The sequence below is a fragment of the Micromonospora sp. NBC_01392 genome (genome assembly GCF_045040125.1).
Taxonomy (GTDB): Bacteria; Actinomycetota; Actinomycetes; order Mycobacteriales; family Micromonosporaceae; genus Micromonospora.
In genome coordinates, this window is the sequence record NZ_CP109549.1 from 5174182 (window position 1) to 5200799 (window position 26618).

23 protein-coding genes are annotated in these 26618 nt (G+C 73.8%); 4 read left to right on the forward strand and 19 right to left on the reverse strand.

The genetic code is table 11. The annotated features are described in order from the left end of the window. Positions 1-2: 2 nt before the first annotated feature. The 3 genes from OG767_RS22095 to murD all read right to left on the reverse strand — a co-directional run bounded on the left by OG767_RS22095 (position 3) and on the right by murD (position 2685). Positions 3-383, reverse strand: coding sequence for a hypothetical protein (locus OG767_RS22095; protein ID WP_405090320.1), 381 nt, complete (start codon positions 381-383; stop codon positions 3-5). Between the two features lie 175 nt (positions 384-558). Further along, entirely contained in the window at positions 559-1323 is a 765-nt protein-coding gene (locus tag OG767_RS22100; protein ID WP_405090321.1) for a protein phosphatase 2C domain-containing protein, read from the reverse strand. A 12-nt stretch (positions 1324-1335) separates the two neighbouring features. Then, a complete protein-coding gene (murD, locus tag OG767_RS22105; protein WP_405090322.1) occupies positions 1336-2685 on the reverse strand; it encodes a UDP-N-acetylmuramoyl-L-alanine--D-glutamate ligase in 1350 nt (449 codons plus the stop codon). A 48-nt stretch (positions 2686-2733) separates the two neighbouring features. Between murD and OG767_RS22110 the strand changes: the two genes are divergently transcribed. Next, complete coding sequence (locus OG767_RS22110; RefSeq protein WP_405090323.1) at positions 2734-4083, forward strand: hypothetical protein; 1350 nt, start codon at positions 2734-2736, stop codon at positions 4081-4083. Between the two features lie 101 nt (positions 4084-4184). Here OG767_RS22110 and OG767_RS22115 read toward each other — a convergent pair whose 3' ends face one another. The 3 genes from OG767_RS22115 to OG767_RS22125 are packed head-to-tail and all read right to left on the reverse strand — an operon-like array spanning position 4185 to position 8383. Further along, complete coding sequence (locus tag OG767_RS22115; protein ID WP_405090324.1) at positions 4185-6029, reverse strand: PucR family transcriptional regulator; 1845 nt, start codon at positions 6027-6029, stop codon at positions 4185-4187. 50 nt (positions 6030-6079) lie between these two features. Further along, a complete protein-coding gene (gene argG, locus OG767_RS22120; RefSeq protein WP_281938741.1) occupies positions 6080-7531 on the reverse strand; it encodes an argininosuccinate synthase in 1452 nt (483 codons plus the stop codon). Positions 7532-7573: 42 nt separating this feature from the next. Beyond that, positions 7574-8383, reverse strand: coding sequence for a TrmH family RNA methyltransferase (locus OG767_RS22125; RefSeq protein ID WP_405090325.1), 810 nt, complete (start codon positions 8381-8383; stop codon positions 7574-7576). 112 nt (positions 8384-8495) lie between these two features. On the opposite strand from OG767_RS22125, the gene OG767_RS22130 reads away from it, so the two are divergent. Further along, on the forward strand, positions 8496-10334 hold the full coding sequence (locus OG767_RS22130) for a thiamine pyrophosphate-requiring protein (protein ID WP_405090326.1): 1839 nt from the start codon (positions 8496-8498) through the stop codon (positions 10332-10334). 76 nt (positions 10335-10410) lie between these two features. On the opposite strand, the gene OG767_RS22135 is transcribed toward OG767_RS22130, so the two are convergent. The 5 genes from OG767_RS22135 to OG767_RS22155 all read right to left on the reverse strand — a co-directional run bounded on the left by OG767_RS22135 (position 10411) and on the right by OG767_RS22155 (position 15984). Further along, the gene (locus OG767_RS22135) at positions 10411-10998 is read right to left on the reverse strand and encodes a dihydrofolate reductase family protein (RefSeq protein ID WP_405090327.1); all 588 of its coding nucleotides are present in this window, start codon (positions 10996-10998) and stop codon (positions 10411-10413) included. A gap of 168 nt (positions 10999-11166) precedes the next feature. Further along, positions 11167-13371: a transglycosylase domain-containing protein gene (locus OG767_RS22140; protein ID WP_405090328.1), complete on the reverse strand. Its 2205-nt coding sequence runs from the start codon at positions 13369-13371 to the stop codon at positions 11167-11169. A gap of 102 nt (positions 13372-13473) precedes the next feature. Then, positions 13474-14268, reverse strand: a complete 795-nt coding sequence (locus OG767_RS22145) for a hypothetical protein (protein ID WP_405090329.1) — start codon at positions 14266-14268, stop codon at positions 13474-13476. Positions 14269-14399: 131 nt separating this feature from the next. Next, positions 14400-15506: an SPFH domain-containing protein gene (locus OG767_RS22150; RefSeq protein ID WP_405090330.1), complete on the reverse strand. Its 1107-nt coding sequence runs from the start codon at positions 15504-15506 to the stop codon at positions 14400-14402. Positions 15507-15510: 4 nt separating this feature from the next. After that, positions 15511-15984 carry an NfeD family protein gene (locus OG767_RS22155; protein WP_396861255.1) on the reverse strand — a complete coding sequence of 158 codons (474 nt, stop codon included), beginning with the start codon at positions 15982-15984 and terminating at the stop codon, positions 15511-15513. Positions 15985-16072: 88 nt separating this feature from the next. Here OG767_RS22155 and OG767_RS22160 point away from each other — a divergent pair, with 88 nt between their 5' ends. Next, entirely contained in the window at positions 16073-17383 is a 1311-nt protein-coding gene (locus OG767_RS22160; RefSeq protein WP_405094277.1) for a serine hydrolase domain-containing protein, read from the forward strand. 213 nt (positions 17384-17596) lie between these two features. Here the strand turns inward: OG767_RS22160 and OG767_RS22165 are convergent, their stop codons facing one another. Continuing rightward, positions 17597-18409, reverse strand: coding sequence for a DUF3097 domain-containing protein (locus tag OG767_RS22165; protein ID WP_405090331.1), 813 nt, complete (start codon positions 18407-18409; stop codon positions 17597-17599). Positions 18410-18572: 163 nt separating this feature from the next. Between OG767_RS22165 and OG767_RS22170 the strand changes: the two genes are divergently transcribed. Next, positions 18573-19367, forward strand: a complete 795-nt coding sequence (locus OG767_RS22170) for a hypothetical protein (protein WP_107156861.1) — start codon at positions 18573-18575, stop codon at positions 19365-19367. A gap of 7 nt (positions 19368-19374) precedes the next feature. Here the strand turns inward: OG767_RS22170 and OG767_RS22175 are convergent, their stop codons facing one another. The 7 genes from OG767_RS22175 to OG767_RS22205 all read right to left on the reverse strand — a co-directional run bounded on the left by OG767_RS22175 (position 19375) and on the right by OG767_RS22205 (position 26407). After that, complete coding sequence (locus OG767_RS22175) at positions 19375-20154, reverse strand: HAD-IIA family hydrolase (RefSeq protein WP_405090332.1); 780 nt, start codon at positions 20152-20154, stop codon at positions 19375-19377. A gap of 37 nt (positions 20155-20191) precedes the next feature. After that, on the reverse strand, positions 20192-21223 hold the full coding sequence (locus OG767_RS22180) for a ferrochelatase (RefSeq protein ID WP_405090333.1): 1032 nt from the start codon (positions 21221-21223) through the stop codon (positions 20192-20194). Between the two features lie 134 nt (positions 21224-21357). Continuing rightward, positions 21358-22125 carry an enoyl-ACP reductase FabI gene (fabI, locus tag OG767_RS22185; protein ID WP_107156859.1) on the reverse strand — a complete coding sequence of 256 codons (768 nt, stop codon included), beginning with the start codon at positions 22123-22125 and terminating at the stop codon, positions 21358-21360. 26 nt (positions 22126-22151) lie between these two features. Continuing rightward, positions 22152-22856: a 3-oxoacyl-ACP reductase FabG gene (fabG, locus tag OG767_RS22190; RefSeq protein WP_405090334.1), complete on the reverse strand. Its 705-nt coding sequence runs from the start codon at positions 22854-22856 to the stop codon at positions 22152-22154. A 559-nt stretch (positions 22857-23415) separates the two neighbouring features. Further along, positions 23416-24366: a VWA domain-containing protein gene (locus OG767_RS22195; RefSeq protein ID WP_107156857.1), complete on the reverse strand. Its 951-nt coding sequence runs from the start codon at positions 24364-24366 to the stop codon at positions 23416-23418. Continuing rightward, positions 24363-25322, reverse strand: coding sequence for a DUF58 domain-containing protein (locus OG767_RS22200; RefSeq protein WP_281938715.1), 960 nt, complete (start codon positions 25320-25322; stop codon positions 24363-24365). The genes OG767_RS22195 and OG767_RS22200 overlap by 4 nt, the downstream gene beginning before the upstream one ends. After that, positions 25301-26407: an AAA family ATPase gene (locus OG767_RS22205; protein ID WP_405090335.1), complete on the reverse strand. Its 1107-nt coding sequence runs from the start codon at positions 26405-26407 to the stop codon at positions 25301-25303. The genes OG767_RS22200 and OG767_RS22205 overlap by 22 nt, the downstream gene beginning before the upstream one ends. Positions 26408-26618 lie beyond the last annotated feature (211 nt).

The window sequence follows — 26618 nt, forward strand, 5'->3', positions numbered from 1 at the left end:
GGTCAGGCGCCGGAGGCCGACCGGAGCCGCCGGGCCGCGATCTGCACCGCGCGCTCGCCGATCGCGTGCCGGTCGGCGGCCGGGGTCCGGCGCAGGACGAGGCCCGCCAGGATGGTCACCGGCCAGGCGGCGAGATCCTCCGGCGGCCGGCCGTTGACCTCGAGGAACAGCTCCACGTCGTGCTCGTCCGAGGTCTGCGCCAGGTAGTCCTGCACCACGGCGAGGAGGGCGTCGGCGAGGGCCTGGGCCGGCGCGCGGCCGTCACTGACGTCGACACCGGGACCGGCCGCCGTGAGGATCCGGTCCTGCAACGTCTTGGCGTCCATGGCCGCCGTCCGGTACAGGTCCTCGGAGGACATCGGACCGCCCGTCTCCTCGATCACGGCTGGCACCTTCCGTCGAACCGGCCGCCCGTTCGTGGAACCGGTGCGGTGACGCCTGGCGATGCGTCCTCGGCGTGGGCGAGAACGGCAGTATTGAACCGTCGCCCGCCCGGCGGGACAAGACCACCGTCGGGATTCCGTCACCGTGCGGAACCCCGGGGCCCCGGGGGCCGGATCAGGGACGGGGAAGCAGCACGGCGAGCGTCGCGTCGTCGTGCTGCTTGACCGGGCCCCGCCCCGGCCGCGCCAACAGCTCCGGCCGGCCGGTCTCGTGGCGGCGGACGGTGTCGATGACGGCGCCGGGCCCGGACCGCTCGGCGATCCCGAACACCTCCGCCCAGTCGAGCGCGAAGAACTCGGTCAGCCGGGAGACGCCGTCGGTGCAGAGCAGCAGCCGACGCAGCCCGGACCGGGCCACCCGGCCGGTCACCGCCTCGGCCGCCGCCGCCGGATCGGTCGACGCCACCCAGAAGCCGCCCGGCCGGTTGCGCAGCCGGGCCACCGTGTGCCGGTCGTACGCCGGCAGGGTGTCGGTGCGGTCGTCGTGCACGACCGTGCGGCCGTCCGCGTTCTCGAACACCACCGACGAGTCGCACAGCACCAGATAGTCCACCTGGTCGTCCGCGGCCCGGACCACGGCGACCGTCGACGACGGACTGTGCGGGTTGGACAGGTCGCAGCGACCCCCGTGGCGGCCCCGCAACCGGTCGATGGCGGTGGCCAGGACCCGGTCGAGCGGTGCCGCCGGGGCGGCCGTCAGCGCGCCCACCAGGCAGTCGCCCAACTGCCGCACCAGCCAGGCCGGACCGTGTACGCAGCCGGTGTCGAGACCGGGCGGCCGGGTGACGCCGTCCAGCACGAACGCCCAGTCGGCCGACACCACGACGTGGTCCTCGTTGGGCCGGTCCGATCCGGGCGCGGTGGCGAAGGCGAAGTCCACTGTCGCGGCGGCTCAGCCGGCCATGGTCTCCGCGATGGCCTCGCGGAACGCCTCCGACCGGTGCTCGAAGTTGCGGAACCGGCCGTAGCTGGGCGCGGCCGGTGACAACAGCACGACCCCGCCGGTCGGGGTGATCTTGCGGGCCCGGCGCACCGCGTCGGACAGGTCGTCGACGATCTCGCACCGCACGCCCGGCAGCCCGGTCAGCGCCTCGATGATCCGCGGGCCGCTGTCCGGAATGCCGATCACGGTGATCTCCCGCTCGGCCAGGTGCTCGCGGAGCGGCGCGTAGTCCACCCCCCGGTCGGTGCCGCCCAGGATGACCGTCAACGGCCGCCCGTCGTACGCGTCGATGGCGTGCATGGCCGCGTACGGGCTGGTGGCGAGCGTGTCGTCGACGAAGGTGAGCCCGGACGGGTCGGGGATCTCGGTGAGCCGGTGGGCGAGTCCCTGGAACTCCGCGACCGCGACGGCCAGCGTGTCCTTGTGCGCCGCCACGTCGACGCCGAGCACGTCGAGCACGGCGAGCGCGACGCAGAGGTTGCCCTCGTTGTGCCGGCCGACGAGCGGCAGCACCGCGCGGGGGAAGAGCGGCGTGTCCCGCAGGTGGAACCAGGGCGTGCCGTCCGGGCCGGTCGCCACGTGGGTGGTGTCCGGCGAGCCGGCGCGGACCGCCGCCCGGTCGCCGAGCTCCGCGGCGAGCCGGGGGTCCGCCCCGTTGACCACCACGGCGTGCGGGCCGTGCGCCAGCAGGTTCAGCTTGTCCCGGTAGTACTCCCGCTCCCCGCCGTGCGCGTCCAGGTGCTCCGGGAACAACGCGGTGACCACGGAGATCCGCGGCGAGTCGGTCAGGTCGCTGCACTGGTAGCTGGAGAGTTCCAGCACGTACAGCTCCGCGTCGGGCAGCTCCAGCGTGGGCACGCCGATGTTGCCGCCGAACACGTTCGGCCGGCCGACGGCGACCAGCAGATGGCTGATCAGGCTGGAGGTGGTGCTCTTGCCCTTGCTGCCGGTCACCCCGATGGTCCGGTCGGCGTGGTCGGCCATCCACAGCGCGGTGCCCTGCGTCACCGGGACGCCGCGCTGCCGCAGCTCGATCATCCACGGGTGGGTCTGCGGCACGCCCGGCGAACGGACCACCACGTCGGCGGCGGTGAGCGCGTGCCGCCCCTGCTCGCCGGTGACCAGCGGGGCGGTCTCGGCCAGCGCGCCCTCCCAGGGCAGCGACAGGAAGTTCGCCCGGTCGTCCACCGCGACGAGACCGGCCGGACCGTGCGCGGCGACCGCTCGGGCGGCGGCCATGCCCTCACGCCCCGTGCCCCAGATCGCCACAGAGCGTCCGCGCAGGTCAGACAGGCGCACGTCGAATCTCCTTGCTCACGTCCGGGTGGGTCCGGACTAGTATGACCTGTGCTTAACGGACAGCTCGGACGGATGGCCGCCTTCACCTTCCCGTCGTACTCGATCGACTTCGCCACCGGTGAGGTTCTGTTCGACTACGCCCTGACCGGCCCCGACGGCGACCAGCGGTTCACCGAGGTGATCACGCTTCCGCTGCCGGCGGAGCCGGTCTCCGACGCCACCGCGACGCGGCTGGCCCGGGTCCTGGAGCTGCTGCACGTGGTCGCCGGCGTCAGCTACTACAAGGCCGCCGCGCCGCCCCGGCTGGTGCTGCCGGCGCCGCTGGGGTCCGCCGCCGTCGAGCTGGTCACCGCCGTCTACACCAAGGGCCTCGCCGAGTACGCGTACCGCAACGCGCTGCCGCACGTGTTGACGCTGCGCCCGGAGGTCCCGGCCGGTTCCGTCGAGACGGCGGCGCCGTGGGACAACTCCGACCGGCGTCCGCTGTCGGCGGTGGGCGGCGGCAAGGACTCCATCGTCACGCTGGAGGCGCTGCGCCGGGCCGGCCTCGACCCGGTGCCGTTCTCGGTCAACCCGAACCACGTGATCGTCTCGGTGAACGAGGCGTCCGACCTGGTGCCGCTCGCCGCCCGGCGGCGACTCGACCCGGTGCTGTTCGAGCTGAACCGGGCCGGGGCCCGCAACGGGCACATCCCGGTCACCGCGATCAACTCGCTGATCGCGGTCGCCACCGCCGTGCTGCACGGTCTCGGGCCGGTGGTGATGTCGAACGAGCGCTCCGCGTCCGACCCGAACCTGGTCTGGCAGGGCCACGAGATCAACCACCAGTGGTCCAAGGGCGTCGAGGCGGAAGGGCTGCTGCGGGCCGCGCTGGCCGAGCACGCCGGGCTCACCGAGCCGTACTTCTCGCTCCTGCGTTCCCTGTCCGAGCTGCACATCGCCCGGCTGTTCGCCGAGATCGACCGGTACGACGCGGTGGTGACGAGCTGCAACGCCGCGTTCAAGCTGCACGACGCGAGCGAGCGCTGGTGCCGGAACTGCCCGAAGTGCCGCTTCGTCTTCCTGGCCATGGCCCCGTTCATGCCCCGCGAACGGCTCACCGGCATCTTCGGCGGTGACCTGCTGGCCGACGAGTCCCAGGTCCCCGGCTACCGGGAGCTGCTCGGCGTGGACGGGCACAAGCCGTTCGAGTGCGTCGGCGAGGTGGAGGAGTCGGTGGTGGCGCTGAGCCTGCTCGCGCAGCAGGACCAGTGGCGGGACGCCCCCGTGGTGCGCGCCCTGGTCGCGGCCCTGCCGGACACCGCCTGGCAGGCCGCCGCGACCTCCGACGTGTTCACCCCCGCCGGCCCGAACTTCGTCCCCGCCCCCTACGCCAAGACCCTCCAGTCCCTGATCTGACCCCTCCCCTCCCCCGCGAATGGCCGCTCTTTCCCGGAAAGCGTGGCCATTTCGCGCGCCATGGGCCCGCTTTCCGGGAAAGAGCGGCGTACCCGCCCCGGTCACGGGGTGCGGACGGCGTCCAGGGCCAGCAGCGCCACGTGCAGGGAGAGGCACTGGTCGACCGAGTCGAGGTCGGCGTCGAGGATGCGGCCGATGCGGGCCAGCCGCTCGTAGAACGCCGGCCGGGACAGGTGCGCGGCCACCGCGCCCGCCGACTTGTTGCGGCCCTGCTCCAGGTACGCCCGCAAGGTGCCGAGCAACTGCTCCCGGGGATGCTGCGCGTCGTACGCCAGCAGCGGGCCGAGTTCCCGCTCCACGAACGTCTGCAACCGGGGTTCGTCCCGCAGCAGGTGCAGCAGGCCGGCCAGCCCGACGTGCGGCAGCCGGAAGCAGGGCAGGTCACGCGGGTCCCGCCGGGCCGCCTCGGCGATCTGCCGCGCCTCGACCAGCGACCGGCGTGCCTCGCGCAGGCTGCTCACCCCGGAGCCGGCCGCCACGACGACCGCCGGACGGGCCGGCACGTCGACCGGCCGCACGCCCCCGGTGGCACCGCCCCGGCCGGTCCCGTCGACCGGGCGCACGCCCCCGGTGCCCGCAGCCCGGCCGGCCCCGTCCGTCGGGCGGGCCGGGCGGGGGGCCGGCGGGCGGGCCGGGGCGGCGTCGAGGCGTACCCGACGCAACGCGGCGGCGAACGCGGCGAGCGCCCTCTCCTCGGCGGCCGGGTCGGGCAGCGCCAGCAGCGCGCCGACCGCGTGGTCGTCGACGGCGCTGGTCAGCGCCGTCAGTTTGGCCTCGCGCACGGCCTGGCCGACCGCCTCGGCGAGATCGCGGAGCCGGGCCGGGCCGGCCTCCGGGCCGACGGCCTCCGGATCACGGCGGCGCGCCGCACCGGGATCGTCGTGGCCGTCCGGCCCGGCGTCCCCGGCCGGGTCGTCGCTGCGGTGCCGGACCACCACGCCGACCAGGTGCCGCCGGTCCAGGGTGACGCCGAGCGCCTTGGCCCGCAGCGCCACCTCGTCCACCGGGCGGGAGTGGTCGATGAGCGCGGTCAGCAGCGTCCGGTGGATCTGTCGTTCCAGGCCCTCGGCGTCGCGGCGGATCAGCCGGCCCAGGGCGAGCGTGGAGGCGGCCCGCTCGATCAGGATGGTGAGCCGGGTGGGCGGCGCGGCCTCGGCCGCCGGCCAGCGCAGCAGCAGCCGACCCCAGTCCTGCCCCCGCGCGCCGACGGTGGTGACCAGCCAGCCACTGTCCGGGTCGTACGCGGTCCGCCCGGCCGGCCGGATCCGGCGGGAGTGCTGCTCCCAGCCGTCCAGCAGCAGTTCCGCGTTCTCCCCCGCCGGGTCGTACGCGAGCACCTGCCGGGACAGGTTCTCCAGCACCACCGGGCAGCCGGCCAGCTCGGCGGCCTGCCGCAGCACCTCGGCCGGCTCGGCGCCCTCCACGGACAGCTCGGTGAACCGTTGGTGGATCTCCTCGGTGGCCCGCAGTTCGGTGAGCTGGGCGTCGACGATCAGCGCGTGCACCGCCTCGGTGATCCGCACGAACGGGGTGGCCCGGCGCAGCTCGACCAGCGGCAGTCCGCGCCGTTCGGCGGCGGCGGCCATCACCCGGGGCACGCCGCCGACGTAGCGGCGGCCCAGCTCCACGACCAGCCCGGAGACCCCGACGTCGGCCAGGTCGCCGACGAACGCGCGCAGCCCGGCGTCGTCGGCGGGCAGCCCGATGCCGGTGGTCAGCACCAGCTCGCCGCCACCGAGCAGGGTGGCGATGTCCGGCACCTCGGTGACGTGCACCCACCGCACCGGGCGGTCCAGCCCGGCGTCGCCGGCGACCAGGCGCGGCGCGCCGTGGCGCACCGGCACCAGGCCGAGCACCTCACGCACGGTAGGGAACACGGGCGACACGCTACCCTGCGTCACCACCGGAACCGAAGCCCCGTCCGTGCGGTCCCGGTTCAGTCGACGCCGAACTCCATCGCGGCGCGGTCGAGCCACTCGTCCTCCGCCGAGGGGACGCCCCGGGAGGCGATGGCCTCCGCGCCGCCCTCGGGCATCGCGCCGATCAGGCCGGTCGAGGCCGCCTGCGCGGCGCCGACCATCCGCTGCGGGGCGGTGCCGCCGACCATGCCGAGCGAGGCGTACTGCTCCAGCTTGGCCCGCGAGTCGGCGATGTCCAGGTTGCGCATGGTGAGCTGGCCGATCCGGTCCGACGGGCCGAACGCCGAGTCCTCGGTGCGTTCCATGGACAGCTTGTCCGGGTGGTAGCTGAACGCCGGGCCGGTGGTGTCCAGGATCGAGTAGTCCTCGCCCCGGCGCAGCCGCAACGTCACCTCGCCGGTGACCGCCGTGCCGACCCAGCGCTGCAACGACTCGCGCAGCATCAGCGCCTGCGGGTCGAGCCAGCGCCCCTCGTACATCAGCCGGCCGAGGCGGCGGCCCTCGGTGTGGTAGTTGGCCAGGGTGTCCTCGTTGTGGATGGCGTTGACCAGCCGCTCGTACGCGGCGTGCAGCAGCGCCATGCCGGGCGCCTCGTAGATGCCCCGGCTCTTCGCCTCGATGATCCGGTTCTCGATCTGGTCGGACATGCCCAGGCCGTGCCGGCCGCCGATGGCGTTGGCCTCCAGCACCAGGTCGACCGGGCTGCCGAACTCCTTGCCGTTGATGGTCACCGGGCGGCCCTGGTCGAAGCCGATCGTGACGTCCTCGGTGGGGATCTCCACCGTCGGGTCCCAGAACCGGACGCCCATGATCGGGCTGACCGTCTCGATGCCGGTGTCCAGGTGCTCCAGCGTCTTCGCCTCGTGGGTGGCGCCCCAGATGTTGGCGTCGGTGGAGTACGCCTTCTCGGTGCTGTCCCGGTAGGGCAGGTCACGGTCGAGCAGCCACTCCGACATCTCCTTGCGCCCACCGAGTTCGGTGACGAAGGCGGTGTCGAGCCACGGCTTGTAGATGCGGAGCTGCGGGTTGGCCAGCAGGCCGTACCGGTAGAACCGCTCGATGTCGTTGCCCTTGAACGTCGAGCCGTCGCCCCAGATCTGGACGTCGTCGGCGACCATCGCCCGCACCAGCAGCGTGCCGGTGACGGCCCGGCCGAGCGGGGTGGTGTTGAAGTAGGCCCGCCCGCCCGAGCGGATGTGGAACGCCCCGCAGGTCAGCGCCGCGAGACCTTCCTCGACCAGGGCGGCTCGGCAGTCGACCAGCCGGGCGATCTCGGCGCCGTAGCTGAGCGCGCGGCCGGGCACCGAGGCGATGTCGGGCTCGTCGTACTGGCCGATGTCGGCGGTGTAGGCGCAGGGCACGGCGCCCTTGTCGCGCATCCACGCGACCGCGACCGAGGTGTCGAGGCCGCCGGAGAAGGCGATGCCGACACGTTCGCCGGTGGGCAGGGAGGTGAGGACCTTGGACACAGGAAGATTATGCACCAAGCCGCATGGTCATGCAAGCGACCGTCACAGTGGGTCGTCGCGGCCGAGTTCCCAGCAGGCCACCGCGGTCGCGGCGGCGACGTTCAGCGAATCCACGCCCCGACGCATCGGGATCACCACGCGTACGTCGCTGGCGGCCATCGCCGCCGCCGTCAGCCCGGCGCCCTCCGCGCCCAGCAGCAACGCCGCGCGGGCCCGCTGGTCGCCGGTCAGCCGCTGGATCGGCACCGCGTCCGGCGCCGGCGTCAGGGCCAGCACCGTGAAGCCGGCCGCGCGGACCCGGTCCAGCCCGCCCGGCCAGGGCTCCAGCTTCGCGTACGGCACCGCGAACACCTCGCCCATGCTGACCCGTACGCTGCGCCGGTAGAGCGGGTCGGCGCAGGTCGGCGACAGCAGCACGGCGTCCACCCCGAGCGCCGCCACGGCCCGGAAGATCGCGCCCAGGTTGGTGTGGTTGTTGACGTCCTCCAGCACCACCACCCGGCGGGCGGCGGCCAGCACCTCGTCCGTCGACGGCAGCGGCTTGCGGTGGAACGAGGCCAGCACGCCCCGGTGCACGTGGAAGCCGGTGGCCCGCTGGAGCACCGCCGGTGTGGCCGCGTACACCGGCGCGTCGCCGGTGTCGAGGTCGGCGAGCTGGTCCGCCCGCTTCGCGTCGACCAGGTACGACCGGGCCGGGTAACCGGCCCGCAGCGCCCGCCGCAGCACCAGCTCCCCCTCGGCGATGAACAACCCGTGCGGGGGCTCCCAGCGGGTCCGCAGCTCCACGTCGGTCAACGCGCGGTAGTCGGCGATCCGGTCGTCGTCGGGGTCGGTGATCTCGTGGACGGGCACCCGACGATTCTGCCCGGTGCCCCGACCCGTCCCCCGGCGCGGGCCGGGTTTCCGTCGCCCGAGGCGGGGAACGGAGAGCCGGGAAGCGGACACCGACGGAGGGACCACCACGATGGGCGCGGACCATCCCGACGACGGCCGGCTGCCCCGCGGCGCCACCGTGGCCGATCACATCGTGGCCCGGCTCGCCGAGTGGGGCGTGCACCGCTACTACGGCTATCCCGGGGACGGCATCAACGGCCTGACGTCGGCGCTGCAACGCGCCGAGGGGCGCGCCCGGTTCATCCAGGTACGCCATGAGGAGACCGCCGGCTTCGCCGCCGGCGCGCACGTCAAGTACGGCGGCGGCCCGCTCGGCTGCGTGGTGGTGACAAGCGGTCCGGGGGCGATCCACGCGCTCAACGGCCTCTACGACGCCAAGCTCGACCACCAGCCGGTGGTGGCGCTGCTCGGGCACACCGCGCTGCCCGCCGAGGGCGGCGGCTACTACCAGGAGGTGGACCTGCTCTCGCTCTACAAGGACGTGGCCGGCGGCTTCCTGGCCCAGCTCGACGACCCGTCCCAGGTTCGGCACCTGGTGGACCGGGCCTGCCGCACGGCGCTCGCGCGGCGTACCGTGACCGCCCTGGTCCTCCCCGCCGACGTGCAGGACGAACCGGCGGTGCCGCAGCCGCCCCACGCGCACGGGTATTACCACACCAGCGCGGTGCCGAGCAGCCCGCCGACCGTGCCGCCGGCCGCCGACGTACGCCTCGCGGCCGAGACGCTGCGCGGCGGCGAGCGGGTGGCCATGCTGGTCGGGCAGGGCGCGCTCGGCGCGGAGAACGAGGTACGCCGGATCGCCGACCGGCTCGGCGCCGGGGTGGCCACCGCGCTGCTCGGCTTCGCCGCCGTGGACCACCGGCAGCCCTGGGTCACCGGCGCGATCGGCCTGCTCGGCACGCGCCCGAGCTGGCAGCTCATGCAGGAGTGCGACCGGCTGCTGATCGTCGGCAGCCAGATGCCGTACTCGGAGTTCTACCCGCCCGAGGGGCAGGCCCGGGCGGTGCAGATCGACCTCGACGGCAGCCGGATGGGGCTGCGCTACCCGACCGAGGTGAACCTGACCGGCGACGCCGGGCCGACGCTGCGGGCCCTCCTGGACGAGCTGGGCCCCGGCCCGGCGCCGACCGCCTGGCGGGCCACCATCGCCGACGCCACCGGCAAGTGGCGGGCCGCCCAGCGGGAGCTGGCCGGGCAGCCGGCCGACCCGGTCAACCCGCAGTCGCTGTTCGCCACGCTCGACGACGCGCTGCCCGACGACGCCATGCTCGCCGTGGACTGCGGCACGGCCACCGCCTGGTACGCCCGGCACCTGCGGGTCCGGCCCGGCATGCTGGCCAGCCTCTCCGGCACGCTGCTGTCCATGGGCGGCGGCCTGCCGTACGCGCTGGCGGCGAAGTTCGCCCACCCGGACCGCCCGGTCATCGCGCTGCTCGGCGACGGGGCGATGCAGATGAACGGCGTCAACGAGCTGATCACGGTGGCGAGGTACTGGCGGGAGTGGGCGGATCCCCGGTTCGTGGTGCTGGTGCTCAACAACCGGGACCTGTCGTTCGTGAGCTGGGAGCAGCGCTCCGGCGAGGGCACGCCGCGGTTCCCGGACAGCCAGGACCTGCCGGACGTGGCGTACCACCGGTGGGCGGAGGTGCTGGGGCTCGGCGGCGAGCTGGTCGACGCGCCCGAGCAGGTGCCCGACCTGTGGCCACGGGTGCTCGGCGCGGACCGGCCGGTGGTGGTCAACGCGGTGGTCGACCCGGCGGAGCTGATGCTGCCGCCGCACTTCACCGCCGAGCAGGCCCGCAAGACGGCCGCCGCGCTGCTGCGCGGCGACAGCGACCGGGCGGGCATCCTCCGGCGTGGCCTGCCCGCCACCGTGGCCACCTACCGGCCCCGCCGGCGCGGCCGCTGACCGCTCCCGCCGCCACCCGCCCGCGATGCTCGCCGCCGGCCGGTCACGCCCGCTCGGGATGCTCACCCCCGGCCGGTCACGCCCGTTCGTAGCGCAGCAGCACCGACCGGCCGTCGAAGCCGCGCGTGGCGACCAGCCGCAGGGCCTGCCGGTCGAGGCCGGGCAGCAACCGCTTCCCACCACCGAGCAGCACCGGATGCACGATCACCTGGTACTCGTCGACCAGCCCGAGCGCGGCCAGCGCCGCCGCCGCGCCGGTGCCGCCGGTGACCAGCAGGTCGCCGTCGAGCCCGGCCCGCACCTCGGCCAGCTCCGCCGCCAGGTCGCCGCCGCCGATCACCCGGGCGCCGTGGTCGGCCGCGGCGAGCGTGCGGGACACGACCACCTTCGGGGTACGCCGCCAGATCGGCGCGAACGCCAGGTCGTGCGGATGGTCGGAGATCGACTCCACCTGCGGCCAGTAGCCGGCCATCAGCTCCCACACCCGCCGTCCGTACCCGAACGCGCCGGCCCGCCCGGCCAGCTCCAGGGAGTACGCGGACAGCTCGTCCCCCATCGCCGGCCAGTCGAACTCGCCGTTCGGTCCCTCGACGAAGCCGTCGACCGACTGGTGCACCCAGTAGATGACCTTGCCCATGCTGCGCTCCTCCACGTCACGGGGCACCCAAGCGCCCCTCCCGATCGGGTCGGAGCCGCCCACCCGAATCCGACACCTCCGTGCGCGCCGCACACCCGTGCCCGCTGTTTCACGGAAAGCGTGGCCATCGGGGCGCGAATGACCCCGCTTTCCGTGAAACAGCGCGTAGGGGGTGGGGTGGGATGGGTGTGGGGGCTAGTTGCGGTTCTGGAGCCAGCGGAGGATGTCTGCGGGGAGGTCGGCCCGGGGGTCGGGGCGGGGCTGGGCGGGCTGCTGGGGCTGCGGGCGCGGCTGGGGGCGCTGCGGGTCGCCGACCAGCTCGCGGCTCGGCGCGGTGAAGTCCTTCACCGGCTTGCCGGCGACCGCCGCCTTGATGGTCCGGGCCACCGCGTCAATCACCTTCGCCTGCACCGCGGAGCCGACCAGGTCGGTCGCGTCGTCCGGGTTGGCCGCGATGCCGGCCACGGCCACCTGCGGGGTGAACCCGACGAACGTCTCGGTGGCGTTCCGCTCCGAGCTGCCCGTCTTGCCGGCCACCGGCCGGTCGACGATCCCGTCGACGCCGGTGGCGGTGCCGCCATTGCACTGCCCGTACGCCGACTGCTGGCCCACCGGGCAGCGGGCCGCGTCGGTGGCCGCCCGCGCCACGTCGGGTTCGAGCACCTGCTTGCAGTTCGGCTGTCCCACGTCGACCGCGTCGCCGTCGGGCGCGGTGACCGAGACCACCGGCAGCGGCGTGCAGTAGGTGCCCTCGGCGGCCACCGTCGCGTACGCGTTGGCCAGGTCGAGCGGGGTGGTGGCGGCCACGCCGAGCGTGAACGCGCCCCAGTTGGCGGCGTTGTTCCGGGCGAACGCGGCGTCGGAGTCGGCCCGGAACGTGATGCCCAGGCGCTGCGCCATCTCCACCACCTTGTCCTCGCCGACCTGCTCGGCCAGCCAGACGAAGTAGGTGTTGACGGAGCGGCCGAAGCCGTCCCACATCATCCGGTAGCCGTCCATCCACTCCGGGTTGGCGTTGCTCGGGCACCACATGCCGTCGCAGTTGCCCTCGGCGTCGGAGGCGTACCGGGTGGGCAGCTTGGCCGGCGCGTCGAAGCCGGTGGCGAGCGGCTTGCCGGCCTCCAGCGCGGCCAGCATGGTGAACAGCTTGAACGTCGACCCGGCCTGGTAGCCGTCCACGCTCGCGCCGCCGGAGATCAGCGGGTTGACCGTGTTCGGGTGGTTGGCCTGCCCGTCCGGGTTGTCGGCGAGGCTGTAGTGCCGGTTGACCGCCATGGCGAGCACCCGACCGGTGCCGGGCTCGACCGCGGCGATCGGCAGCGCGCGCTTGTCGTCGTACCCGTAGACCTTGGTGGCCTGCGCCTGCGCGGTCTGCTGGATCTTCGGGTCGAGCGTGGTGACGACCCGGTAGCCGCCGCGGCGCAGCGCCTGCTCGCGCTCGTCGGCGGTGTCCCCGAACGCCGGCTGGGTGAGCCACCACTGGCGCAGGTAGTCGCAGAAGAAGCCCCAGTCGTCGTGGCCCTGCGCGGTCGCCGTGCAGCCGTTGGGCTGGGCGGTCGGGCGCAGCCTAAGCGGCTCGGACTTGGCCGCCGCCGCCTGGGCGGCGGTGATCGCGCCGGTCTCGGCCATCGAGTCGAGCACGTACGCCCGGCGGGCCAGCGCCGCGTCCTTGTCGCCGTCGATCGGGCTGTACTCGTCGGGCGACTGGACCAGGCCGGCGAGCAGCGCCGCCTCGCCGAGCGTCAGGTCCGCCGGCGCCGTGCCGAAGTAGCGCTGGCTCGCGGCGGCGACGCCGTACGCGCCGGAACCGAAGTACGCGATGTTGAGGTAGCGGTTGAGGATCTCGTCCTTGGACAGCGACTGCTCCAGCGCGTTCGCGTACCGGATCTCCTGGAGCTTGCGCCCGACGGTCTGCTCGGTGGCGGCCTGCCGTTCCTCGGCGGTGCGGGTGGGGTCGGTCTTGAGCACGTTGCGGACGTACTGCATGGTCAGCGTGGAGCCGCCCTGCTCGGTGCCGCCGCCCTTCACGTTGGCCACCAGCGCGCGGGCGATGCCGCGCAGGTCGGCGCCGCCGTGCGAGTAGAACCGCCGGTCCTCGGCCGAGATGATCGCCTGACGCATCACCGGCGCGATCTCGGCCAGCGGCACGTCGGTGCGGTTCACGTCGTAGAACGTGGTGAGCAGCGTCTTGCCGTCGTTGGCGTAGAGGTAGGAGCGCTGCGGCTGCGCGGGGGTGCGCAGCGCGTCGGGCAGCTCCGCGTACGCGCCGAGGCTCGCCTTGGCGACGAACCCGCCGAGCAGGCCGGTCGGGAGCGCGGCGAGCGCCAGGACGAGCCCGGCGAGCAGGCCCGCGAGCAGCACGGTGAACAGCCGCGACAGTGGCGACCGGGGAGACGGCATGGAGCCAAGGATTGCCACGAAAGCCGCCTACCGGCCACTTCGCCAGGCAACTGTCAGTTACCTCACGGCAACTGTCCAGCCCCGCCGGCGCCCGCGGACCGGTCAACCGGCGGCAAGCGGGCCGTCCGGTGACGGGGGCGGGGCGGCGACGCTGGCGCTGGCGGCGTCGCGGGCGATGGTCTCCGGGACCAGCCGGCCGCTGCGGTAGCCGATACCGATGCCGGCGACCAGCACGAAGATCGCGCCGAACGTCTGCAACGAGCCGATCAGCGCGCCGCCGAGGCCGAGCAGCGGCGCGGCGATCATCAGCATGGTGCCGTCGCCGTAGGAGAACATCCCGGAGCGGGCCACCGACCAACCGGTGAGCAACCAGCCCGCGCTGTAGCAGGTGGCCCCGAACAGCACGATGCCGCGCGCGGTCAGGCCGAACACCGGCGTCTGCTCGGCCAGCCCGGCGAACGGCAGCATCAGCACCATGCCGCCGATGCTGGCCAGCAGCCCGGCCAACGCGACGCGGCGGCAGCGGGTGGCCGCGAGCAGGCCGGTGAGCGCGAGCAGGGCCAGCAGCCCCAGCCAGACCGACAGCACCCAGCCCACCAGGTAGAGCGGCTGGCCCTCGGCCGGATAGGGGTCGTTGCCCACTCCGCCGTCGCTGGCCATCGCCACCACGCCGTAGAGGACCGCGTACGCCGGGAGCAGCCAGACCGCCGCGCGGGCGAACCGGCGGACGGACCAGGCCCAGCTCGCGTCCGTGGCCGGGGCCCCCGGCCCCGGTTCGGAGACGAACGGCAGGACCCGGAACCCCCCACCGGTGCGCCGGGAGCCGAGCGGTCCGCCGGGGTCGTGCGCGCCGGGGACCGGGGTACGGGAGAAGATCCGGTTCGCCGGTTCCGTCATGCGCCACCTCGCTCGCGCCACGGGTGGCCCGGTACGCGCAACGACGCCCCGGCCCTGGTCACCACCCGTCCCTGAGACCGATGGTGGCAGGCGCCGGGGCGCCGGATGAGCGATTCTCGGATTTGCCGGGATCAGCCCCGTTCGCGCTGGTCCGCCGGGTCGTTGAGCAGGGACTCCGGCGATACCGGCTCCGGGGCCGGCAGGCCCTTCGCCGTGGTGCCGCCGGTGGCCTGCGCCTCCGCCACGCGTACCTCGTCGTGGATCTCCTGGGCGGCGACGGCCGCGGCCTGGGCCGCCTCGGCGGCCTCGCGCTCGACCTCGCTGGCGGTCCGGGCGGCCTCCGGCGACGGCTGGTCGCCGACCATGTTCGCCAGCCCGCCCAACGCGCCACCCATGCCCTCCAGGGCCCGGGTCAGCTCGGTCGGCACGATCCAGACCTTGTTGGCGGTGCCGTTGGCGATCTGCGGCAGCGCCTGGAGGTACTGGTAGGCCAGCACCTTCTGGCTCGGGTTGGCGGTGTGGATCGCGTCGAAGACGGTGCGGATCGCCTTGGCCTGACCCTCGGCCTGGAGGATCCGGGCCTGCCGGTCACCGTCGGCGCGCAGCACCGCGGCCTGCTTCTCACCCTCGGCGGTGAGGATCTGGGACTGCTTGTGCCCCTCGGCGTTGAGGATGGCGGCGCGGCGGTCCCGCTCGGCGCGCATCTGCTTCTCCATCGAGTCGCGGATGCTCGGCGGCGGCTCGATCGCCTTGATCTCGACCCGGGTCACCTTGATGCCCCAGCGGCCGGTGGTCTCGTCCAGCACGCCGGACAGGTGCCGGTTGATCTCCTCGCGGCTGGTCAGCGCGCGCTCCAGGTCCAGCGAGCCGATCACGTTACGCAGCGTGGTGACGGTGAGCTGCTCGATCGCCTGGAGGAAGTTGGAGATCTCGTAGGTGGCCCGGACCGAGTCGACCACCTTGAAGTAGAGGACCGTGTCGATCGAGACGACCAGGTTGTCCGAGGTGATCACCGGCTGCGGCGGGAAGCTGACCACCTGCTCACGCATGTCGACCTTGGTGCGTACCGCGTCGACGAACGGCACAAGCAGGTTCAGGCCGGGGCTCAGGGTGCGCTTGTACTTGCCGAGCCGCTCCACCACGTCCTGGCGCTGCTGCGGCACGATCCGCACCGCCTTGGCCAGCGTGACCACCACGATCAGCGCCACGGCGATCAACAGGACCGCTGCAAACTCCATATCTTCACCCTCTCGCTTCGGGCAGCTCGCCCGGGGCGGAAATGTCGTCCTGCCAGACCAGGGCGGTCGCGCCCCGGACCTTTATCACCTGCACCCGCTGGCCGACGGCGTACGTCTGCGTCGCGTCGAACGAGCGGGCCGTCCACAGCTCACCATCGATCTTGACCATGCCGCGGTCGGCGTCCACCGGCTCCAGCACCACCGCACTGGACCCCTCGATGGCCTCGACGCCGAACGGCTGTTCGCCGGCCTCCAGCGCCGACCGGGCGTTGCGGCGGATCGCCGGCCGGGCCAGCGCCAGGGACAGCGCCGACACCACCGCGAAGATCACCGCCTGGAGCGCCACCGGCGCGCCGAGCGCGGCGGCGCCGGCCGCGGCGAACGCCCCGACCCCGAACATGATCAGGAAGAGCGTCGTCGTGAAGATCTCGGCGACCGCCAATACCACACCCAGAACGATCCAGAACACGGCGTCCACGTGGCCAATCGTGACACGTCGGAGCACGTGTCATCGAACTGTCATGATCGCTAGGCTGGCCGGGCCGGACGGCGACGAGGAGGACGAGATGGCTCTGCTGCCCGAGACCGCACGCCAGGTGGACCTGCTGGTCGCCCACGCCCAGGCGGACGGACGCGGGCCGTCGGTCGCCCTCGGCGTGGTCCGCGACGGCGAGCTGGCACACGTGTCGCTCGCCGGCGAACAGCCCCGCCCCCACGTCGACACGCAGTACCGGATCGGCTCGATCACCAAGACCATGACCGCCGTGCTGGTGATGCAGCAGCGCGACGCCGGGCTGCTGACCCTCGACGACCCGCTCGACAAGCACCTGCCCGGCACCCCCGTCGGCGCGCTCACCGTGCGCCAGCTGCTCGGGCACGCCAGCGGGCTGCAACGCGAGCCGGACGGCGGATGGTGGGAACGCGCCGACGGCACCGACCTCGACACGCTGCTCGCCGGGCTGACCCCGGACAAGATCGCCTACCCGCCGCACCGGGTCTACCACTACTCCAACCTGGCGTACGGGCTGCTCGGCGGCGCGCTGGAGCGGATCACCGGCACCCCGTGGCGCGCGTTGCTGACCGAGCGGCTGCTGACGCCGCTCGGCATGCGCCGCACCACCGTGCTGCCGGCCGAGCCGTACGCCCGCGGTTTCGTCGTGCACCCGTGGCACCAGACGCTGCGGGAGGAGCCGCTTACCGACACCGGGGCGATGGCGCCGGCCGGGCAGCTCTGGTCGACGGTCGAGGACCTGGCCCGCTGGGCGGCGTTCCTCGCCGACCCGGACCCGGCGCTGCTCGACCCGGCCACGCTGACCGAGATGTGCGTCCCGGTGGCGATCAGCGACCTGGACTCGTGGACCGGCGGCCACGGCCTCGGTGTGGAGCTCTACCGGGTCGGCGACCGGGTGTACGTGGGCCACGGCGGGTCGATGCCCGGCTTCGTCGCCGGCCTGGTGGTGCACCGCCCCACCCGGACCGCGGTGGTGGACTTCGCCAACGCCTACGGGCTGCGCGGGCACCACGTCGTGGGGATGGCCCGCGACGTGCTCACCCGGGTGCTGGACGCCGAGCCGCCCGCGCCCGCCCCGTGGCGCCCGGCCGCTCCCCCCGCCGCCGACGCGGCCGAGCTGACCGGCCGCTGGTGGTGGATGGGCATCGAGTACGAGTTCCGCGCCGATCCGGCCGGTGACCTGGTGGGTGGGCCGATGGGCGGCCCGCCGCTCCGCTTCACCCCGCAGGGGTCGGACCGCTGGCGGGGCCGGTCCGGCCCGCAGGACGGGGAGGTCCTCACCGTCGTCCGCGACTCCGCCGGCACGCCGGTCGCGCTCGACATCGCCACCTTCGTCCTGACCCGCTCTCCCGACCAGGCCCCCTGACCCCGGGCGCCTACCAACTTGAGTACATGGACGACTCACCCCCCGACCCGTCCACGCCATCAACTTTGTAGCGCCCCGACAGCCCCACCCCCGCACCGGAACCGAGCCACGAATCCGGCGCACGACGGGGCCGGGGGCGACCGTGACCGGCGCAGGGATCAAGCCTGACCGCCCGGAGCCGGTCACGGTCGCCCCCGGCCCTGACCGCAACCACTACTCAGGCGAGGTGACGAAATCGATCAACCGCTCCATCGCGTTGATCAACGGCGTCTCCACGTCCGCGAAACTGTCCACCCGGGACAGGATGTGCCGCCACATGTCGGCCGGCTCGGCCACCCCGAGCGCGGCGCAGACGCCCTCCTTCCAGGGCTGCCCGGGCGGCACCACCGGCCACGCCGCGATGCCCAGCGCCGCCGGTCGCACCGCCTGCCACACGTCCACGTAGGGGTGACCGGTGACCAGCACGTGGGGTGAGGTCACCCGGGCCACGATCCGGCTCTCCTTCGAACCGGGGACGAGGTGGTCGACAAGCACCCCGAGCCGGCGGCCCGGTCCGGGCGCGAACGCGCGCACCTCGTCGGCGAGCGCGTCGATGCCGTCGAGCGGCTCCACCACCACGCCCTCGATCCGCAGGTCGTCGCCCCATATCCGCTCGACGAGCGCGGCGTCGTGCACACCCTCCACCCAGATCCGGCTGGCCTTGGCGACCTGCGCCCGTACGCCGTCCACGGCGACCGAGCCGGAGGCGGTCCGACGCCGGGCGGCCGGGACCGGGGCGCGGGCCGGGCGGCGCAGCGTGACCGGCCGGCCGTCGAGCAGGAACGCGGCGGGCAGCAGCGGGAAGTTGCGTCGCCGGCCGTGCCGGTCCTCCAGCACGACGGCGCCCGAGTCGAAACCGACCACCGCGCCGCAGAACCCGGAGTCGGCGTCCTCGACCACCAGGTCGGGCTCGGCGTCGACCTCGGGGGTCACCTTCCGCCTCCGCCAGTCGCCCGCCAGCACGTCCCCGTCGTATCGCCCCGCCATGACGATCACGCTAGTCATCGGGCCGGCGGCTCGCCCGCCGACGCGCCGGTCCGGGCACCGCCCGAGGGCATACGAAACGGTGCGAACGGGGTAGTTGGGGGCAGGCCACGCCACCCGTGCGGCAGCCGAGACAGCGGCGGCGGCCACCACGTACCCTTTCCGCATGTCCTCCCCCGCAACGGGCGCGGCCACGCTGGCTGCGCGCCGGTCAAGCCGGTTCGTCGCCTGGGTACGCGCCTGGCGCGCCGGCCTGGTGCCGTTCGACGAGGTCGCCGACGCCATCGCCGGCGACGAGGAGCACCTCGTCGCGGACGCGCCCGGCACCTGGACCGACGTGTCGCTGCGGGAGGCGCTGCCCAGCCTGGCCAAGCACTCCCCGGACGAGATCCGCCTGGTCCTGCCCGCGCCGGGCGACCCGCGCGGGCTGCCCGGGCCCGGCGCGTTCGCCGGGGCGGCGCTGCTGGCCGGCGAGGCGGTGGTGGCCAGCGGGCTCGGGCTGGTGCCGGAGGTCCGCACGCACACCTCCGGCTCCGGGATGACCTGGGAGACGGTGCTGTGGCGGGTCCACGCGCTGCCGCCGGACGCGCCGAAGGCGTCCCTGACCGCGCCGGGCGCGGCGGAGGCCGAAGCCGAACTGGCCACCGCGCTGGCCGAGACGACCGCGGCCCTGACCCGGCTGGACGTCGCCCAGTGGCGGCCCGAGCTGGCCGGCGCGCTCGCCGCACTGCGTCGCCCCGACGGCGCCACCGACCTGCCACCCGGCTTCGATCCCCGGTCCCGCCGGCTGTTCGCCCGTGCCGCCGTGCTGGACCGGGTGCTCGCCCTGGCCGGCGAGAGCGCCCCGGGCGGGGCGGTGAACACCCACGAGGCGCAGCAGCGGGACGCGGCGCTCCGACCGTTGACCACCGCCTGCCGGCAGGCGCTGGTGGCCGCCTGCAACGCCCCGCTGCGGCTCTAGGCCCGGCTCAGAGCTCGTCGATCAGGTCGGCCACCGAGTCGACGATCCGGGACGGCCGGTACGGGTACCGCTCGGCCTCGGCCCGGGTGCTGATGCCGGTGAGCACCAGGATCGTCTCCAGCCCGGCCTCCAGCCCGCACAGGATGTCGGTGTCCATCCGGTCGCCGATCATCGCGGTGGACTCCGAGTGGGCGTCGATGGTGTTCAACGCGGAACGCATCATCATCGGGTTGGGCTTGCCGACGAAGTAGGGCTCCACGCCGGTCGCCTTGGAGATCATCGCGGCCACCGAGCCGGCCGCCGGCAGGGCCCCCTCGACCGACGGGCCGGTGGCGTCCGGGTTGGTGCAGATGAACCGCGCGCCGTCGTCGATCAGCCGGATCGCCTTGGTGATCGCCTCGAAGCTGTAGGTGCGTGTCTCCCCCAGCACCACGTAGTCCGGGGCGAAGTCGCTGAGCACGTACCCCACCGCGTGCAACGCCGTGGTCAGGCCGGCCTCACCGATCACGTACGCGGTCCCGCCCGGCCGCTGGTCGGCCAGGAACTGGGCGGTGGCCAGCGCGGACGACCAGATCGCCTCCTCCGGCACGTCCAGCCCCATCCGGGCCAGCCGGGCCTGGAGGTCGCGCGGGGTGTAGATGGAGTTGTTCGTCAGCACCAGGAACGGCTTGCCCGAGGCGCGCAGCTTCTTGACGAACTCCGGGGCGCCGGGCACCGGCTGCCCCTCGTGCACCAGCACGCCGTCCATGTCGGTGAGCCAGCTCTGCACCGGCTTGCGGTCATGCATCGTGTCGTCCCCAGGGTGTGTCGGTGGTCGGTCGGGCTCAGGGCCGGCGGGCCGCGGGCACGCAGCACAGCGCCGGGCAGGTGTCCCAGGCCGGCAACTCGCCGAGCCGGCGGCGCAGCCGCTCCCCGTCCGGGGCGGTGCGCTCCAGGACCAGCTCCCGGACCATCGCCACGAAGCGCGGGTCGGTGCCCGGGGTGCCGGCGCGGACGAAGTCCAGGCCGAGCTGCTTGGCCGTCTCCAGCGCCTCGGTGTCCAGGTCCCAGACCACCTCCAGGTGGTCGGAGACGAACCCGATCGGGCTCACCACCACACCGGTCACGCCCTGCTCGGCCAGGCTGGTCAGGTGGTCGTTGACGTCCGGCTCCAGCCACGGCACCTGCGGCGGGCCGGACCGGCTCTGCCAGACCAGGTCGTACGGCAGGTCGGGCGCGGCGGCGGCGTGCACCAGCCGGGCGGTCTCTTCCATCTGGGCGGTGTACCGGCCGCCGTGCGGGCCGGCGGTGGCGGCCGCCGAGGCCGGGATCGAGTGCGCGGTGAACACCAGCCGGGTGCTGTCCCGCCGGGCCGGGTCGAGCTGGGCCAGCGCGGCGCGGACCGCGTCGACGTGCGGCTCGACGAAGCCCGGATGGTCCCAGAACTGGCGCAGCTTCTCGATCAGCGGCGCGTCCGAACCGACCGCGGCCCGCGCCGACGCGATGTCCTCCTGGTACTGCCGGCAGGAGGAGTAGCCGCCGTACGCGCTGGTGACGAACGCCAGCGCCCGGGTGATCCCGTCGTCGCGCATCTGCGCCACCGTGTCGGCGAGCATCGGGTCCCAGTTGCGGTTGCCCCAGTAGACCGGCAGGTCGACGCCGTTGGCGGCGAAGTCCGCCCGGATCGCCGCCAGCAGGTCGCGGCACTGCTGGTTGATCGGGGACACGCCACCGAAGTGCAGGTAGTGCTCGGCGACCTCGGCCAGCCGCTCCGGCGGCACCCCCCGGCCGCGGGTCACGTTCTGGAGGAAGGGAAGCACGTCCTCGGGCCGCTCCGGGCCACCGAAGGAGACCAGCACCAACGCGTCGTACGCCATGGCCCCATTCTTCCCCGCCCGCCGTGACGCGCGTGCGACGCCCCCTGCTCAGCGCGGTAACGACCCGGGGACCGGATGTTAGGAGGGGCCCCTTCTTATGCAGAATGCGTTAAGAAGGGGCCCCTCCTAACACCTCAGGCGCCGAGGGCGTGGTAGCCGCCGTCGACGTGCACGATCTCGCCGGTGGTGGCCGGGAACCAGTCGGACAGCAGCGCCAGGCAGGCCCGGGCGGCCGGCTCGGAGTCGGACAGGTCCCAGCCCAGCGGCGCGCGCTCGGACCAGGCGTCCTCGAACTGGCTGAACCCGGGGATCGACTTGGCGGCCATGGTACGCAGTGGGCCGGCGGCCACCAGGTTGCTGCGGATGCCCTGCTTGCCCAGGTGCAACGCCAGGTAGCGGGAGGCGGACTCCAGCCCGGCCTTGGCCACGCCCATCCAGTCGTAGACCGGCCAGGCCTTGGTGGCGTCGAAGGTGAGGCCGACCACGGCGCCGCCGGCGGACATCAGCGGCAACGCCGCCATGGCGAGGGACTTGTAGGAGAACGTGGAGACCTGCAACGCGGTCGCCACGTCGGCCCACGGCGCGTCGAGGAACCCGCCGCCGAGGCAGCTCTGCGGCGCGAACCCGATCGAGTGCACCACCCCGTCCAGGCCGTCGACGTGCTCGCGCACCTTGTCGGCCAGCCCGGCCAGGTGCTCGTCGTTGCTGACGTCCAGCTCGATCACCGGCGCCGGCTCGGGCAGCCGCTTGGCGATCCGCTCCACCAGGGAGAGGCGGCCGAAGCCGGTGAGCACGACCTGGGCGCCGTTCTCCTGGGCGAGCTTCGCCACGGAGAACGCGATCGAGGCGTCGGTGATGACGCCGGTGACCAGCAGCCGCTTACCGGCCAGGAGTCCGGACATGCGCATTTCCTCCGTGCTCTCGTCAGTCAGTGACCCATGCCCAGGCCGCCGTCGACCGGGATGACGGCGCCGGAGATGTACCCGGCCGCGTCCGAGGCCAGCCAGGTGACCACGTCGGCCACCTCCGCCGGCTGGGCGAACCGGCCGGCCGGGATGGCCTTGCGGTATTCGGTGCGGCGCTCCTCGGGCAGCGCCGCGGTCATGTCGGTGTCGATGAAGCCGGGCGCCACCACGTTCGCGGTGATGTTGCGCCCGCCCAGCTCACGGGTGATCGAGCGGGCCACCCCGACCAGGCCGGCCTTGCTCGCGGCGTAGTTGACCTGGCCGGCGCCGCCGTAGAGGCCGACCACCGAGGAGATGAAGATCATCCGGCCCCACTTGGCCCGGAGCATCTTCGTCGAGGCCCGCTTGGCGACCCGGAAGGAGCCGGCCAGATTGGTGTCGAGCACGCGGGTGAACTGCTCGTCGGACATCCGCATGATCAGCGTGTCGTCGGTGATGCCGGCGTTGGCGACGAGCACCTCCACCGGGCCCAGCTCGGCCTCCACCGCGGCGAACGCGGCGTCCACCGACTCGGCGTCGGTCACGTCGCACCGCACCCCGAACAGCCCCTCCGGCGCGTCCCCGCTCCGGTGGGTCACCGCCACCCGGTCACCCTGCTTGGCGAAGGCCTGCGCGATGGCCAGACCGATGCCGCGGTTTCCGCCGGTCACCAGCACGGTACGGGCCACGGGTCCCCCTGAAGCTCAGTCTGATCTCTCGGTCGGTGGCGAGCCTAGGGGTTACCGACAGGTAAGCGCTAACCCGCCCAGCTCAGCGGCCGGGGCGTGTCCTCCCGCCCGGCCCGGCGCGCGACACCGCCACCCCCGGTGTACGCTGATCACTGTCTGCGGGCCGGTCTGCGCCCGCGCTCCGGGCTCCGCCGACCGCAGGAGGTGATCGCTGTGCGAGATAGCGATCCTCCCAGTCGTGGCCGGGCCCACCGTCAGCCCCGCTGAGCCACGGCTCGGTCGACGCGGCTGACCCGCTTCCCGCCCTCCGCACCGCACCCGCTCTCCGGCGTTCCACCGCCGGGGGTGGCCCTGCCGCGCGGCGGAGCACCCGGTCACGACTTCGTGTGTGTCCCTCCCGGTCCCCCGCACGGCCCGCCTCACCGGGCCGAAGTCGCCACGGAGCACAACCATGAGCCGTTACGCCGCACCGCTGGGTTTCACCCTCGCCGCCGTCTGGGTGGCCGTCCTGTTCGTACTGGCCGGCGGCGGTCACTGACCACCGCCGGCCCGCCCCGGCTCAGATCAGGCGGGACGTCCACAGCAGACTCAGCGCGCCGGCGCAGAGCGCCAGCAGCAACGCGACCCCCGCGTACCACTGGGTGACCTCGCGCGGCTCGGTGCGGTAGCCGATCGAGCTGCCCATGTCCTGGTAGACCTGCTTCAGCTCGCTCACCGAGGCGGCCTCGTAGAAGAAGCCCTGGGTGGTCTCCGCGAGCTGGGACAGCGCGCTGCGGTCCACCGGCACCCGCTGGAGCTGACCGCCGATGTCCACCTGGCCCGAGTCGGTGCCGAACGCGATGGTGGAGACCGGCACGTTGGCCGCCTGCGCCGCCGCGGCCGCCTCCTCCACCGAGCGGCCCGACGTGCGGTAACCGTCGGAGAGCAGCACGATCCGGGCCGGCGGGATGCCGGCGGCGCCGTCGGCCGGCACCGACCGGATCGCCTCCAGGCAGGTGAACACCGCCTCCCCGGTGGCGGTCGCCTCGGCCAGCACCAGCCCGTCGATGGCGGTGGTCACCGCGCCCCGGTCCTTGGTGGGCGGCACCAGCACGTTCGCCGACTTGGCGAACGACACCAGCCCCAGGTTGTAGCTCTCCGGCAGCTCGCCGACGAACTGCTTGGCCGCCTCCTGCGCGGCCTCCAGCCGGTTCGGCGCCACGTCGTCGGCCTGCATGGACAGCGACACGTCGATGGCGAGCATCACGGTCGCCCGTTCCAGCGGCTCCCGGGTGTCGATCGCCGGCCGGGCCAGCCCGGTGGCCAGCACCAGCAGGCAGAGCAGGAACGCGGTCGCCGCCGCGTGTCGCCGCCAACCGAGCCCCTTGGGCGCGACGGTACGCAGCAGGTCGACGGTGGTGAAGCGCAGCGCGTACTGCCGGCGGTGCAACTGCCGCCAGACGTACGCGGCGGCGAGCGCCAGCACCGGCAGCACGGCCAGCAGCCACCACGGTTGCAGAAAACGGATCATCGGGTCGTCCCTCGGGTACGGGCGTGCCGCTGCGCGGCGACGAAACGCACCATGTCCAGCAGCCAGTCTCGGTCGGTACGCAGGCGCAGGTGGGCCGCGCCGGCGGCGCGCATCTCGGCGGCGATCGCCCCGCGCTGGGCGGCCGCCGCCTCGGCGTACCGGCGGCGCAGTCCCGGATCGGCGGTCTGCACCTCGTGCAGCTCCCCGGTCTCCGGATCGACCACCGGCAGCACCCCCACGTCGGGCAGTTCGAGTTCCCGCGGGTCGACCACCTCGACGGCCAGCACGTCGTGGCGGACCCGCAGCTTACGCAGCGGCCGGCCCCACTGCGCCGGCGGTGACAGGAAGTCGGAGATCACCACCGCCACGCCGCGCCGCCGGGGCGGCCGGTTGAGCGCGTCCACCAGCGCGCCGAGGTCGCTGCGCCCGGGGCGGATCTCGGTGCCGGCGACGGCGCGCAGCAGCCCCTGCGCCTCCTTGCGTCCGCCCCGGGCGGGCAGCCGCAGCAGCGTCCCCGGCGCACCGGTGGTCGCGCCGGTGCCGACCACCGCGCCGATCCGGTTGCCACCGCGCACGGTGAGGTGGGCCAGCGCGGCCACCGCGGCGACCGCCACGTCCCGCTTGAGCCACCGCCCGGTGCCGAAGTCGAGGCTGGCGGAGAGGTCGACCGCCAGCCACGTCTCCAGCTCGCGGTCGGCCACCGTACGCCGCACGTGCGGCATGGTGGTGCGGGCGGTCACCGGCCAGTCCATCCGGCGCACGTCGTCGCCGGGCCGGTACTCCCGGGACTCCCCCGCCTCGCTGCCCGGGCCGGGCAGCAGGCCGGCGTAGTCGCCCTGGAGCAGCCCGTCCAGCTTGCGGGTGACCATGAGCTGGAGCCGGGCCAGCACGGCGCCGGAGCGCTCGCCGGCGGCCGGCAGCCGGGTGGGCGGCGTCACGGGCGCTGCCCGGGCCACCCGTTGTGCGGCCCGGCCGGTGGCGGTGGTGTGGCCTGCTGACGGGGCGCCACCGCGGGCAGCGGGATGGTCGACATCACCCGGTGCACGATGTGGTCGGCCGGCACGTCGTCGGCGAGCGCGTCGTAGCTGAGCACCAGCCGGTGGCGCAGGATGTCCGGCGCGATGTCCTGCACGTCCTGCGGCAGCGCGTAGTCCCGGCCGCGCAGCAGCGCCAGCGCGCGGGTGGCCCGGACCAGGCCGAGCGAGGCGCGCGGGCTGGCGCCGTACTGGATGAGCTGGGCCACGTCGGGCATCCCGTGCTCGGCCGGGGCGCGGGTGGCGAGCACCAGCCGGACCGCGTAGTCGACGAGCGCGTTGTGCACGAAGACCTGGTCGGCCTTGCGCTGGAGCGCGATCAGGTCGGGGGTGTCGAACACCCGGGCCGGCTCGGGCGGGGCCACGCCCATCCGGTAGACGATCTCCCGCTCCTCGGCGTCGGTCGGGTAGCCCACCACGATCTTCATCAGGAACCGGTCCCGCTGCGCCTCCGGCAGCGGGTAGACGCCCTCCTGCTCGATCGGGTTCTGGGTGGCCATCACCAGGAACGGGTCGGGCACCCGGTGCGACTCACCGCCGATGGAGACCTGCCGCTCGCTCATCACCTCGAGCAGCGCCGACTGCACCTTCGCCGGCGCCCGGTTGATCTCGTCGGCGAGCAGGAAGTTGACGAAGACCGGGCCCAGCTCGACGTCGAACTTCTCGCTGGACTGCCGGTAGATCCGGGTGCCCATGATGTCGGCGGGCACCAGGTCGGGGGTGAACTGGACGCGGGCGAAGGACCCGCCGACGACCCGGGCGAGCGTTTCCACGGCGAGCGTCTTGGCCACCCCGGGCACCCCCTCCAGCAGGCAGTGCCCCCGGGCCAACAGCGCGACGAACATCCGCTCGACCATCCGGTCCTGCCCGACGATCACCCGTTTGATCTCGAACAGCGCGCGTTCCAGCAGCGTGGCGTCCTGCGCCGGGGTGGTGACGGCCGGGGGCGGCGGGTCCGGCGTCGCCTCGGTCGGGTTCGGCACGTCGGGCGTGGTCGGCTGGGCCACCGGTCCTCCACAGCTGGGTAGTCGTCGCGGCGTGGTGCGTGTCAAGACTGTCATGCCTTGCTGAGAGCCGAAGGTGGGAGAGGCACGATTTTCGCCGCGCCGTCGGAGTCCGGTGGAAAACGCTGAACACGGGTGGACAACAAGGGGCCCGGCGCGTGTACGATTCACCCCGTCGCCGGGCGGCTCCCCCCGTGGCCGCCCGGCGCTAAAA